This is a genomic window from Bradyrhizobium sp. (assembly GCF_035309285.1).
Classification (GTDB): Bacteria; Pseudomonadota; Alphaproteobacteria; order Rhizobiales; family Xanthobacteraceae; genus Bradyrhizobium.
This window is the reverse complement of record NZ_DATGFH010000045.1, coordinates 1-13423: the sequence shown is the minus strand read 5'-3', so window position 1 is coordinate 13423 and position 13423 is coordinate 1. Positions and strand designations below refer to the sequence as shown.

At 64.7% G+C, this 13423-nt stretch carries 10 protein-coding genes; 2 read left to right on the top strand and 8 right to left on the bottom strand.

What is annotated here, in order from left to right; all coding sequences use genetic code 11:
• Positions 1-368 precede the first annotated feature (368 nt).
• The 8 genes from VKR55_RS09655 to hpaR all read right to left on the bottom strand — a co-directional run bounded on the left by VKR55_RS09655 (position 369) and on the right by hpaR (position 11971).
• On the bottom strand, positions 369-743 hold the full coding sequence (locus VKR55_RS09655; protein ID WP_324402246.1) for a hypothetical protein: 375 nt from the start codon (positions 741-743) through the stop codon (positions 369-371).
• Between the two features lie 110 nt (positions 744-853).
• Positions 854-1780, bottom strand: coding sequence for a hypothetical protein (locus VKR55_RS09650; RefSeq protein WP_324402244.1), 927 nt, complete (start codon positions 1778-1780; stop codon positions 854-856).
• A 54-nt stretch (positions 1781-1834) separates the two neighbouring features.
• Positions 1835-2713 carry a transglutaminase family protein gene (locus VKR55_RS09645; protein ID WP_324402242.1) on the bottom strand — a complete coding sequence of 293 codons (879 nt, stop codon included), beginning with the start codon at positions 2711-2713 and terminating at the stop codon, positions 1835-1837.
• Positions 2710-5241, bottom strand: coding sequence for a circularly permuted type 2 ATP-grasp protein (locus VKR55_RS09640; protein ID WP_324402240.1), 2532 nt, complete (start codon positions 5239-5241; stop codon positions 2710-2712). The genes VKR55_RS09645 and VKR55_RS09640 overlap by 4 nt, the downstream gene beginning before the upstream one ends.
• Before the next feature lie 27 nt (positions 5242-5268).
• Positions 5269-8547, bottom strand: coding sequence for a transglutaminase family protein (locus tag VKR55_RS09635; RefSeq protein WP_324402237.1), 3279 nt, complete (start codon positions 8545-8547; stop codon positions 5269-5271).
• A 216-nt stretch (positions 8548-8763) separates the two neighbouring features.
• Positions 8764-10287, bottom strand: a complete 1524-nt coding sequence (locus VKR55_RS09630) for a UxaA family hydrolase (protein ID WP_324402235.1) — start codon at positions 10285-10287, stop codon at positions 8764-8766.
• A gap of 179 nt (positions 10288-10466) precedes the next feature.
• Complete coding sequence (locus VKR55_RS09625; protein WP_324402233.1) at positions 10467-11243, bottom strand: HpcH/HpaI aldolase family protein; 777 nt, start codon at positions 11241-11243, stop codon at positions 10467-10469.
• A gap of 200 nt (positions 11244-11443) precedes the next feature.
• Positions 11444-11971 carry a homoprotocatechuate degradation operon regulator HpaR gene (hpaR, locus tag VKR55_RS09620; protein WP_324402231.1) on the bottom strand — a complete coding sequence of 176 codons (528 nt, stop codon included), beginning with the start codon at positions 11969-11971 and terminating at the stop codon, positions 11444-11446.
• Between the two features lie 110 nt (positions 11972-12081).
• Here hpaR and hpaH point away from each other — a divergent pair, with 110 nt between their 5' ends.
• Complete coding sequence (gene hpaH / locus VKR55_RS09615; protein ID WP_324402229.1) at positions 12082-12888, top strand: 2-oxo-hept-4-ene-1,7-dioate hydratase; 807 nt, start codon at positions 12082-12084, stop codon at positions 12886-12888.
• A gap of 21 nt (positions 12889-12909) precedes the next feature.
• Positions 12910-13308, top strand: a complete 399-nt coding sequence (locus tag VKR55_RS09610; RefSeq protein WP_324402227.1) for a 5-carboxymethyl-2-hydroxymuconate Delta-isomerase — start codon at positions 12910-12912, stop codon at positions 13306-13308.
• Positions 13309-13423: the final 115 nt, after the last annotated feature.

Sequence of the window (13423 nt, the reverse complement as noted above, 5' to 3'; positions counted from 1 at the left end):
ACTCGTGTGCGTTCTCTTGATTGTTGCTGCACACGAGACCGCGGGTGCAACGGCGCCCGGCATTCCCTGCGCCCTCTTCACTTTCGAGGGTGACCCACGATGCATCACTCGGGCATTTCGTGCCGCGGGAATGCGGGATTATGTCCCGTCATTTGCGAGAAGCGGAGCGACGAAGCCGCTGCCGCTGCGGAAGCAATCTGGATTGCTTCGCGGAGCCTGTCATCGGGCCGCGCGTTCGTGCGGACCCGTTGGCTGGCATTGACTGACGGAGCGGCTGTTTGAAATTCGAATCGGGAATCGCGGGGGTGAGCACGGCGCAACGCGCCTTTGCCCACCCTACGAGTCCGTCATGCGATGGTGGCGCTCCGCTATCTCGGCACGTATACCGCCGGGGCGCGGCGGACCACGACAGGCGGCGGCGGAAGATTACGCTGCCACACCCGGCCATCGTCGAACTGGATCCGAATGCCATCGGGCGAGTAGACCGCGCTCTCGTCGCGCGCATCGATCCAGATGCGGCTGTTTGGCGCCGACCAATCGGGCCATGCGCGGAAGGATTCACCGGTCTCCGTGACGAGGTTCAGCGACTCGCCGTTCTGGGTGACGTAAGCGGGAAAACCGACATTGCCGCCACGACACATCTGGATACACGTGTAAGTGCCGGTCAGGTTGATCGGCATGGCGGACGCCGCGGTTGCCACAGATGCGGCAGCGAGGCCAACGACCAGCGAAACAAGTCTCATTGCAGTACTCCATTGCTCAGGTCAGCGTCCCAGCGGACACCAGACACAATGGCTCCTCTTGCAATTCGTTCCCGCTGTTCCGATCGTGGAACAATCGAACAAGCACCCGATCAATTCCGCACGAAATAAAGCGGCGTCCGCAGCGTGAGCTGATAGGCCGGTTTCGGCACCCAGGCGATCTCCGCGGTGACGCCGAACAGGCGGTTGTCGTTGTCGTCCATGCGGTCGAGATCGAGCCGGACGATCGGCTGCGTGAAGGAAGCGATCGAAGCCAGTTGCAACAGCCGCGCACCGCCGAAGGATTGCAGACCGACACGGCCCGTGACCTTCCAGTTGCTGGGCCATTGATAATAGGCACCGACATAGCCGATCGTGTTCGAACCGATCCGTGCCAGCGGGGTATCGATGTCGATCAGGGTATATTGGACGCCGGCAAGCCATCCCCGCGTCTCGTCCTTGTCGAAGGCGTAGTTGAATTCGAGGATGTTGTTGAACGTCGTTGTCGCGAGCGGGCCGTCCGGGACGGATCGCGTCACCGTCGTCTGCAACGTGGCGGTCGGAAGCAAGCCGCCGTTCTGCTGGTAGAGGTCGGCCTGGAAACCGAGATGCCAGCTCGTGACCGCGAGCGAGCTCCAGCCCGTGAGATCGGTCTGCGTGGTACTTGCCGTCGCGCCGCCATAGATCGACACAGAATCGGAGACATCGACCGTCAGCGGCAGGTCGATCGCGGCCGACCGGCTTGCCGGCGAGGCGAGATTGGCTGGAAGCAGCGGGCTGTTGCCCGTCCGGGAAAGTGCCTGGATGGTCTCGATGACGGTGTTGATCGCGCTACTCCCGAGCCCGATCGACAGCGAACCGGCCGGCACCGTCGAATAGCTGGTGCGCATGTCGAGATAGATATTCGGGATGGCACTTGGCGGTGTCGCGGCGTCCTCATCATCGGCGTCGCCGGCGACCGCAAGCTTGCAGCACGACATGCAGGCCAATCCCGCAAGCAGGATCCGCAATCCATGCCTGACATAAGCGGAGCTGCGCATGCGATCCCCCTCGCCGAACGGTAGACCGCCGGCACCCGACCGGCAAGGGCGCCCCTACTCCACAAGTACGACATCGACCGCCACATTGAGCTTCTGCTTCGGCGATCCCACGATGATGCCATCCACGGGAGAAACGTCGGCGAAATCACGGCCGACGCCGAGGATGATGTGATCGTTCTCGACGAGAAGATCATTGGTCGGATCGAAGCCGATCCAGCCGAGATCGGCGCCACACCAGAGCGAGACCCAGGCGTGCGTTGCATCCGCGCCCTGCAGCCGCTCCTTGCCGGGCGGCGGAATGGTGCGCAGATAGCCGCTGACATAAGCGGCCGGCAAGCCGAGGCCGCGCAGGCCCGCGATCATCACATGCGCAAAATCCTGGCAGACACCGTGGCGGTTCTCGAACACGTCGCCGAGCGGCGTCGAGATCACGGTCGCCTTGGGGTCGTATTTGAACTCGCTCTTGATGCGATGCATCAGATCGACCGCGCCGACCAGGACGCCAACGCCGGGCGCAAAGCTCGCGGCCGCGTAGCTTGTCACCGGCGACAACACCGGCACCAGCGAGCTCGCAAACACATAGCTCACCGGCGACGACGGCCCGAGGCTGGTGACGGCAAACGCAACATCGCGCACGCTCTCCCAGGGCGGGCTCGACGCGGCGCGGCCGGACGCGCGGCGCGAAACCGAAACGCGAGAGCGGGAATCGATCCGCAGAGTCCTGTGCGGCGCCTCAATCACGACGTTTTCGGTGAAGGTGCCGAAGAAATCGCGTCGCGAGGTGCGCTCGGCCGGACGCGGGCGGATCTCGACGCTGTGCGAGATCAGCTCCTGCCCGTCGCCGCTCCTCGGCTCCAGCCGCAGGGAGCAGCGGGCGAAACTGACCGGGTTTTCATAGGCGTAAGTCGTAACGTGACGGATGTCGTAGATCACGCCAGCCCCGTCAGCTTTTCGGGCCGGGTGGCGTTGGGGCCGTGCGGGAAATAATGCAGGCCGATGGCATCCGAAAGCGCGAGCAGGTCCTGCTCCAGCGAGAACAGCGTCTGGGTGTCGAGGTGAGCTGCCTCGGCTGTCGTCAGCATCGATTGCACGGCGACCGCGAGCCGCTGCGGCCGCTCGATCAGGCCGCTCTCGCGCAGCGCCGGCAGGCTTGCGATGTGCTCGTTCAGCGCCTGCACCTGGAAGGCGACCGAGCGCGGGTTATAGGGATCGAGCACCGCAAGATCGCGTACCGGTTCAAGCAATGGGGCGAGCAGATAACGCGAGCGGTAGGTGATCTGGCAGTCGACCAGCGTCAGAAGAACATCGAGGTCCTCATCAGTCGCCTCGTCGTAGGCGAACTGCCGCGCAAAGCGCGCGGTGTTGATGGCACGCTCGGCGCGCCGGCCCATGTCGAGGAAACGCCAGCCCGCGGCGCGGTTCATGTTCTCCTGCGCGAGCCCGGCGAAGCTCGCGAGCTCCTGGAGGGTCAATTCCGCCGCGCTGATGATGCCGTCGTCGTCGTCGACCTCTTCGGCGAGCCGCTCGGTCATCTCGGTGATCACCTGCCAGGCGTCGGGCGACAGCCGTTCGCGCAGCGAGGTCGCGGTGCGTTGGGCGGAGCGCACCAGGGACAGACAGGAGCCGAAGCGCTCCTCCGACTGCAGCGCTTCGGCCGCGACCCTGGCGGGGTGCGCGCGCGAGATCTGGGTGATGGCGCCCCAGGTGACCAGCATGCGCTGGATGCGCTCGGCCGCGTGCTGCAGATTGGAGGTGCCCTTGCCGGGATCGCGCTGCTGGGTGCCGAGCGCGCGCACCAGCCGCAGCGTCGCTTCCGCCCGTTCGAGATAGCGGCCGAGCCAGAACAGATTATCGGCCGCACGACTCGGCAAGACGCCGGCGATGCGGCGGATGCGCACGGTATCGGTGCCCGGCAGAAGGGTATGAGCCGAGACCGCCCTGTCGGCGACCACCCAGACGTCGGCGGCGCGGGCGCCGTAGCCCATTGACACGGCGCGGGCGTCGAGCTGATCGGCGATCCGGCAGAAGCCGCCGGGCATGATGGTCCAGCCCTTCGGCGTCGCGGCGGCGAACACGCGCAGCACGAAGGGCCGCGGCACGATATGGCCGTCGTCCCATACCGGCGTTGTCGACAGGCGCACCAGCTCCTGGCCGACAAAGTCGATACCGCGCTCGTTGATGGCGGCGACCAGCCGCTCGCGCTCGGATCCGGAGAGTTCGCCCGCGAGCACCGGACCGTTGCTCTCAAAACCCGGCACGCCGCGGGTATAGGCGCCCTCGATCGCCATCTCGTCGAGCCGCGACAGCACCTCCTCGCGCGCCGCCTTCTGGCCGCACCACCAGGTGGCGATATGAGGCATCATCAAGGTTTCGCCGAGCAGTTTCCGGCACAGGCTCGGCAGGAAGCCGAGCAACGCCCGCGCCTCAAGGACGCCCGAGCCCGGCATGTTGGCGATGACGACGCCATCCTTGCGCAGCACGTCGATCAATCCGGGCACGCCAAGATGCGACGAGGCGTCGAGCTCGAGCGGATCGAGGAAATTGGAATCGAGGCGGCGAAGCAGCACGTCGAGCCGCTTCAGTCCTGCGACGGTGCGGATATGGATGCGGTCGCCGGAGACGGCGAGATCCTCGCCCTCGACCAGAAGGAAGCCGAGATAGCGCGCGAGCGTCGCGTGCTCGAAATAGGTCTCGTTGAACGAGCCCGGCGTCAAGAGGCCGATGCGGGGCTCGTCGCGATCGGCCGAGTTGCGCAGGCCGTCGCGAAACGCCTCGAAGAACGGCGCGACGCGCTCGACATTCATCGACTTGTAGAGCGAGGCAAAGGCGCGCGACAGCACGAGGCGATTTTCCAGCGCATAGCCGGCGCCGGAGGGCGCCTGCGTGCGATCGCTCAGCACCCACCAGCGCCCGTCGGGCCCGCGGCCGACGTCCGCGGCATACATGCTGAGGTAACGGCCACCCGGCGGCTTGATGCCAGAGATCGGGCGAAGATATTCGTTGCTGCCGGCGATCGCGGCGGCCGGGATCGCGCCATCGGCGATCAGTTTGCCGTCGCCATAGATGTCGCGCAGCACGAGCTCAAGAAGCTGGGCGCGCTGGGCGATGCCGGCGGAAAGCTGCTGCCAGTCGGCCTCGTCGATCAGAAGCGGCAGATGGGCGAGCGGCCAGTGCCGGTCGGCGCTCTCGCCGGGGGGGCGATAGGTGACGCCGGCCTCCTTCAGGTGACGGTCGGCGGCGGCGAAGCGGCGCTCGATATCGGCGGGCGCGAGCGAGCCGAAGGCATCGAGGAAGCGGCTCCAGACCGCGCGCGGTCCGTCCTCGCCGATATATTCGTCGGGAATACCCGGAAGACGGGCATAGTCGCGCACCCATTGCGCCACCCGCCGCTGCGCCGGGCCGGACTTGCTTGCCGCTCCTGCCGCTTGCACCCCTCCTTGGCCCGCCTCGGTATCCGCCATCCGACTCTTCTCCCAAAGCGCCATTGTTCAATGCGGGAGCGGAGTCCTCAAGTCGAGAGTGAGAGGAAATTCGAGGCTGCGCTCTTCGCGCGGTGGATCGATCCTCCCGGGCGTGTGGCCGTGATCCTGGAAGCGCGCCAGTCGTCTTGCCTCCGCCTCGTAAGAATTGACCGGCTTTGTTTCATAATTGCGACCGCCCGGATGGGCGACGTGATAGACACAGCCGCCCAAGGAGCGCCCGTTCCAGGTGTCGATGAGGTCAAACGTGAGCGGCGCGTGGACGGGGATGGTCGGGTGCAGGCCCGAGGCCGGCTGCCAGGCCTTGAAGCGCACGCCGGCGACCGCCTCGCCCGAGCGGCCGGTTCCGCTCATCGGCAGGTGGCGGCCGTTGCAGGTCACGACGTGGCGGCCTTCGACAAAGCCTTCAGCCTTCACCTGCAGGCGTTCGAGCGAGGAATCGACATAGCGCACCGTGCCGCCGGCGGAACCCTCCTCGCCCAGAACATGCCAGGGCTCCAGCGCCTGCCGCAGCTCCAGCGTGACGCCGCCATGATGGACGCGGCCGAAGGCGGGAAAGCGGAACTCGAGCTGCGCCAGATACCAGTCCGGCGAGAACGCATAGCCGGAGGCTTTCAGCTCATCCAGCACATCAAGAAAGTCTTCCCAGATGAAGTGCGGCAGCATGAAACGGTCATGCAGCGCGGTGGCCCAGCGCACGAACTTGCCGTTCTGCGGCTCGCGCCAGAGCTTTGCGATCAGCGCGCGGACGAGAAGCTGCTGCGCCAGCGACATGCGCGGATCAGGCGGCATTTCGAGTGCGCGGAATTCGACGAGACCGAGCCGGCCGGTCGGGCTATCGGGCGAGAACAGCTTGTCGATGCAGATTTCGGCGCGGTGGGTGTTGCCGGTGATGTCGACCAGGATATGCCGAAACAGGCGGTCGACCAGCCACAGCGGGATCTCGCCGCCGGGCGGCGGCACTTTCGAGATCGCGATCTCCAGTTCATAGAGGCTGTCATGCCGGGCCTCGTCGATCCGCGGCGCCTGGCTGGTCGGGCCGATGAACAGGCCCGAGAAGAAGTAGGACAGCGACGGATGGCGCTGCCAATACAGCACAAGGCTCTTCAGGAGATCGGGCCGGCGCAGGAACGGCGAGTCCTGCGGCGTATCACCGCCGACCACGATGTGATTGCCGCCCCCGGTGCCGGTATGGCGGCCGTCGATCAGGAACTTATTGGCGCCAAGTCGTGTCCGCGCGGCGTCCTCATAGAGGCCCGTGGTGATGTCGACCGCCTCGCGCCAGCTCTTGGCCGGCTGCACGTTGATCTCGATCACGCCGGGATCGGGCGTCACCTTGATCACCTGCATGCGGGGGTCATGGGGCGGCGCGTAGCCTTCCACATGAACCTGCATCTGCATCTCCTCGGCGGTCGCTTCAACGGCGGCGACCAACTCCAGGTAATCCTCGAGTTTTTCCACGGGCGGCATGAAGGCGCAGAGCACGCCATCGCGGATCTCGATCGACATCGCGGTGCGCACACCGCCGCTGCCTATTGGACTCTGCTCCTGCACCGCCTGAGCCGGTGCACCCGGCGCCGCGGCGACCTGATTGAACAGCGGCAGCGCCTCGCGCGGGGCGAGCGGATCCTGCTCGTTGATGTACGGATAGTCCTGCGGCGGGATATGAGGCAGCGAGGAGATCGGCAGGCGCAAGCCAAGCGGCGAGTCGCCCGGCATCAGGAACAAATTGCCGCGGCGAAGTTGCCAGCGCTCGCTGCGCCAGCGGGGCGCAGCCGCATTCCAGCGCTGGATCGGCAGCACGAAGCCGCGCGGCGTGTTGAGGCCCTGATCGAATACGCGCGCCATCCGTGCGCGCTCCTCGGGATCGGCCAATTTGGAATCGCCGGGATCGACATTCGGCGGCAGTCCGGCCTCCTTCTGCAGCCAGTGGCTCGGGTCTTCGAAAGCCGGCAACACAAATTCGGAGGACAGGCCGAGCTTGCTCGCGGTCGCTTCCGCGAAGCGTTCTGCGTCGGCGACGTCGGCTTTCCGCGGATTCTCGATCCTGGCGATCAAGTCGGAGTTCTTCCAGACCGGCACGCCATCCTTGCGCCAGTAGAGGCCAAAGGCCCAGCGCGGCAGGCTTTCGCCGGGATACCATTTGCCCTGCCCGTAATGCAGGAGGCCGCCGGGCGCGAAGCGCGCGCGCAGGCGCCGGATCAATTCGTCGGCAAGGCCGCGCTTCGTCGGGCCGACGGCGGCAGTGTTCCATTCCGGCGACTCCATGTCGTCGATGGATACGAAGGTCGGCTCGCCACCCATGGTGAGGCGCACATCTTGGGCCTCCAGATCGGCATCGACCTGCTCACCCAGCGCATCGAGCCGCGCCCAGGCTTCATCCGAAAAAGGCCTTGTGATGCGAGGCGCTTCGCGGATGCGTTTGACGTTCATCTCGAAGCCGAAATCGACATTCGCCGCCGCTGCGGTGCCGGAGATCGGTGCAGCGGAACGATAGTGCGGCGTGGCGGCGACGGGGATGTGGCCCTCGCCGGTGAGCATGCCCGAGGTCACGTCGAAGCCGATCCACCCCGCCCCCGGGAGATAGACCTCAGCCCAGGCATGCAGGTCGGTGAAATCGCTCTCGACCTCGCGCGATCCTTCGACGGGATCGATGTCCGGGCGAAGCTGGATCAAATAACCGGAGACGAAGCGGGCGGCGAGCCCAAGATGCCTCAAGATCTGGATGAGCAGCCAGGCGGAGTCGCGGCACGATCCGGCGCTTGCGGAAAGCGTCTCCTCCGGTGTTTGAACGCCCGGCTCCATCCTGATGATGTAGCGAATCTTTTTCTGCAAATTCGCGTTGAGATCGACCAGGAAGCTGACGGTCGAATCCGCCTCGCGCGGAAGCTCCTTCAGGGTGGCTGCAAGCAGCGGCCCGGGCGCGATGGTCTCGAGATACGGCGCGAGCTCGGTCTTCAGACCAACGGGATAGTGGAACGGGAACGCGTTCGCATAAGGCTCGACGAAGAAGTCGAACGGGTTCACGACGGTCATCTGCGCCGTGAAGTCGACCTCGATCTTCAGCTCGGTCGCCTTCTCCGGGAAGACGTAGCGCGCGAGCCAATTGCCCTGCGGGTCCTGCTGCCAGTTCACGAAGTGGTTCGCGGGCGTGACCTTGAGCGAGTAGCTCAGGATCGGCGTCCGCGTGTGGGGCGCCGGGCGCAGGCGAATGGTCTGGGGGCCGAGGTCGATCGGGTGGTCGTATTTGTAATGGGTGACGTGATGCAGTGCGACGTAGATCGACACGGACGGGCTACCTCCGGCTCCCTTTTTGAGCAGACCACCGGTGCCGGGACGGATCAAGCACGAACAACGGGCATGAGGTGCCTACGTCAGGGCGGATCAGTGGATTTGGCCGTCATTGCGAGCGAAGCGAAGCAATCCAGACCGCCTCCACCGAAACGTTCTGGATTGCTTCGTCGCTCCGCTCCTCGCAATGACGATTGCCGCGGCGCTGGAAACCTACATCGTCGCCCCAAGCACCCAGGGCGCGAACTCGGCGCCGCCGAAATCAAAGCTCTCGCTCTTGGTCGGCTGGCCGGAGGCGGTCTTCAGCATGAGATCGAAGATACGCTGGCCGCATTCCTGCACGGTCTCCTCGCCGTCGAGGATGGTGCCGCAATTGACGTCCATGTCGTCTTCCATCCGCTTGTACATGGGCGTGTTGGTGGCGAGCTTGATCGAGGGCGCGGGCTTGCAGCCGAACACGCTGCCGCGGCCGGTGGTGAAGCAGACCATGTTGGCGCCGCCTGCCACCTGCCCGGTCGCTGCCACCGGGTCGTAGCCGGGCGTGTCCATGAACACAAAGCCCTTTTTAGTGACGGGCTCGGCATAGTGCAGCACGTCGACAAGATTGGTGCTGCCGGCCTTGGCCATCGCGCCGAGCGACTTTTCGAGGATGGTCGTGAGGCCACCCGCCTTGTTGCCGGGGCTTGGATTGGCGTTCATCTCCGCGCCCTCGCGCTGGGTGTACTCCTCCCACCAGCGCATCAGGCCGACCAGCTTCTCGCCGACCTCGCGGCTGACCGCGCGGCGGGTCAGGAGATGCTCGGCGCCGTAGGTTTCGGGCGTCTCGGAGAGGATCACCGTGCCACCATGCCGCACGAGGAGGTCGCTCGCGGCACCCAGCGCCGGATTGGCGGAGACGCCGGAGTATCCATCGGAGCCGCCGCACTGGAGCGCAACCGTCAATTCGCTCGCGGCTACCGTCTCGCGCTTCACCTTGTTCGCATCCGCCAGCGCTTCCTTCACAAAAGCAACGCCCGCTTCGGTGGTCTTGCGCGTGCCGCCCTTCTCCTGGATGTCCATCGAGCGCAGACGACCAGCGAGCTTCTGCTCTTCCATCAGCCCGCCGATCTGGTTGACCTCACAGCCCAGGCCAAGCACGACGACGGCCGAAAAATTCACATGCCGCGCATAGCCGCCAAGCGTGCGCCGAAGCAGTTTTAGCGGCTCGTCCTGGGTCATGCCGCAGCCGGTCTTGTGGGTCAGCGCCACCACGCCGTCGACATTCGGGAAATCGGCGAGCGGATTGTCGCCAGTGAACGGGTTCTTCTTGAAGACGTCGGCGACGAGGCCCGCGACGTGGGCGCTGCAATTCACCGAGGTGAGGATGCCGATATAGTTACGGGTGGCGACGCGGCCGTCGGGGCGGCGGATGCCGTCGAACGTCGCCGGAAGATCGAAATTCGGCACCGGCTTGACGTCGACGCCATAGGCATAGTCCTTGTCGAAATCGCCCATGCCGCAGTTTTGCGTATGCACGTGCTGGCCGGGCGAGATCGGCTGCGTGGCGAAGCCGATGATCTGGCCGTAGCGGATGACCGGCGCGCCGGTTGCGATCGGCTTGATCGCGACCTTGTGACCCGCCGGAACGCGCTCGGTCGTGGTCACGCCCTCGGCGACCACCGTGCCAGGCGGCAGACTCGCGCGCGCGATCAACACACCGTCGTCGGGATGCAGGCGGATAACGGGTGCTGAGGCCATGGCGATGTCTCCTTCATCTTTCCAATTCACCTCTCCCCGTTCTTACAGGGAGAGGTCGGATCGCGTCAGCGATCCGGGTGAGGGGCAAGCCGCGAACTCAACTGCCACTGGTGCCCGCGGACAGAGGCCCCTCACCCCAACCCTCTCCCCGCAAGAGCGGGGAGAGCGAGAGGATCAAGTTACGCTTTTCCGCCGGCATCCTTGCGGGTCTGATTGACCTGCATCTTGGCGTAGGTCGACATCAGGCCAACCTCGTTTGACAGCGTCACGAGCTTGAAGCCCATGTTGATCGCGCGCACGGCGCCATCGGCGCCGCCGCAGTGGATGCCGGGGTGAAGCTTACGCTTCTCGCATTCCTTCACAATCTTCTCGTAGATCTTGAGGATCTCCGGCTCGGTGCGGTCGAGCCTCGGCTCGAGCCCGTAGGAGAAGCCGAGATCGGACGGGCCGATATAGACGCCGTCGATGCCCTGCACATCCAGGATCGCTTCCATGTTCTCGACCGCGGTCTTGGTCTCCATCATTGGCAACAGCACGATGTCGTCGTTGGCGGTCTTCTGGTAGGAGCCCGCGCTGCCATACATGCCGGCGCGGATCGGGCCGTTGGAGCGGACGCCGTGCGGCGGATATTTGGAATAGGCGACGAGGTTCTTGGCTTCCTGCACCGTGTTGATCATCGGGCAGATCACGCCATAGGCGCCGCCATCCAGAACCTTGCCGACGATGCCCGGCTCGTTCCAGGGGACGCGGACCATCGGGGTCACCGGATGGCCGTGCATCGACTGGAAGCACTGCACCATGGAGAGGTAGTCCTGCACGCCGTGCTGCATGTCCACGGTGACACTGTCGAAACCGCACTGCGCAATCATCTCGGCGGTGAAGCCGGAGGGGATCGCAAGCCAGGCGTTCACCACCGCTTTGCCCGAGGCCCAGATTTGCTTGACTTTATTTGGCATTTGATCGCGTTTCCTTTTGCGGTTTCTTCAGTTCGAGGGCTAGCCGTCGCCCGCTGGATGCTGACTTGGCCGCTGACCTCGCGCGGTGCTCCGACGCCGATTTTATGAGGCGGCCTGGGCGGCACTTTGAGCGAAAAATCGCGGGAATGTCCATGGCTTGGGCAGGGATGCTTGATCATGCAAGAATGCAAAAATTGCATTCATCCTCCGCCTTCGGCCTCCCCCTCGCCGCCGGCCTCCAGCCCAGCGAGGCTTGCCTCCAGCGCGCCGAGCATCTCCTGCAGCTCCGCGAGCTTCCTGGCACCGTAGCGGCGGGTGATGGCGGCGTAGATCGCCTCCGACGACGGCGCTACCACCTCCATCAGCTTGATCCCCTTCTCCGAGATCGAGATCAGGCCACGGCGCATATCCGTCTTCGCGGTCTTGCGCTCGATCAGGCCGCGCGCGTCGAGATCGCGTAAAATTCGCGAAAGGCTTGGCCCCAGCAAAAAGGCGGTCCGCGCAAGCTCGGTCACTTCGATGGCGTCGATCGCGGCCAGGGCACGCAGGATGCGCCATTGCTGCTCGGTGAGACCGTGACGGCGCAGCGACGGGCGGAATTGCCGCATAACCGCTTCGCGCGCGCGCAAGAGCGACATCGGCAGCGAGCGCGAGAACTCGCGCATGGGCACGCGCCGGTCAAGCACCTTGGCCGATTGCGATCCGTTGGCTGGCTTCTTGCGTGTCATCCGCTTTTCGGGACTAACGAGTTTGCAATGCAACATGAACCAAAGGGGGTTTGATCCGCAACACTTAACATGTTAAGTACTTCGTTGCATCCCTTTTCGCGAAGTCTCCCATGGCCCTTTCGCCTGCAGAAATCCGTGCCGCCGCCGAGCGCCTCGACCGCGCCGAGAAGACGCGCACGCAAATCCGCCAGCTTTCGCAGGAATTTCCCTCGATCACCCTCGACGACGCCTACGCGGTCCAGAAAGCCTGGATCGAGATCAAGGTCGGGGCCGGCCGTGTGGTCAAGGGCCAAAAGATCGGCCTGACGTCGAAGGCGATGCAAAGCGCGCTCAATATCGATGAGCCGGATTCCGGCGTGCTGCTCGACGATATGTTCTTTGCCGATGGCGGGCTGGTGCCGACGGATCGCTTCATTGCCACGCGGGTGGAAGCGGAGCTCGCCTTCATCATGGGCAAGCGGCTCGAAGGCCCGGATCGCACGCTATTCGACGTCTTGAACGCAACCGATTTTGTCGTGCCGGCGCTGGAGATTCTGGACACGCGCATCGAGCGCGTCGATCCCAAGACCAAGGCTACGCGAAAAATCTTCGACACCATCGCGGACAACGCGGCCAATGCCGGCATCGTGCTCGGCGGGCGTCCGATCAAGCCGCTTGATGCTGATCTCCGCTGGATCGGCGCGCTCTGCTTCAAGAACGGCCAGTTGGAAGAGACCGGGCTTGCCGCCGGCGTGCTCAATCATCCCGCCACCGCGGTCGCGTGGCTCGCGAACAAGATCGCGCCGCATGGACTGGCGCTGGAGCCGGGCCAGGTCGTGCTCGCCGGCTCCTTCATCCGTCCGATCGAGGCCCGCAAGGGCGACACAATCCAGGCCGACTATGGAGCCTACGGCTCGGTGAGTTGTTATTTCGCTTGAGCCACTTTGGAGCAAACCGCCATGCCGCATTTCACGATCGAATATTCCGCCAACCTCGGTGACCGCGTGGACATGAGGAAAATCGTCGAAGTCGTCCGCAAGGCCGCGATCGAGACCAGCATCTTTCCGCTCGGCGGCATCCGTGTCCGCGCCATCAGATGCGAGCATTATGCGATCGCCGACGGCAATCCGAACCTCGGCTTTCTGGACATGGTGCTGCGGCTTGGCGAGGGCCGCGACCTCCCTACCCGCAAAAAGGCCGGCGAGCATATCTTCAAGGCGCTGTCAGCGCATCTCGATCCGGTATTCGCGCAGAGCAAATTCGCTTTGTCATTCGACATGCAGATCAACGACAAGGAAGTGAGCTGGAAGCGCAACAACATCCATGAAGCCCTGAAGGCGGAGACCGTCCATGGATAAGGTCACGCCGAAATCCGATCTGTTCCAGGCCAACAAGGAGCGCGCCGCTCCGCTCCTGAAACAACTGCGCGCCGACGGCATCGGTCACATGATCGACGGCACGATCGTGCCGTCG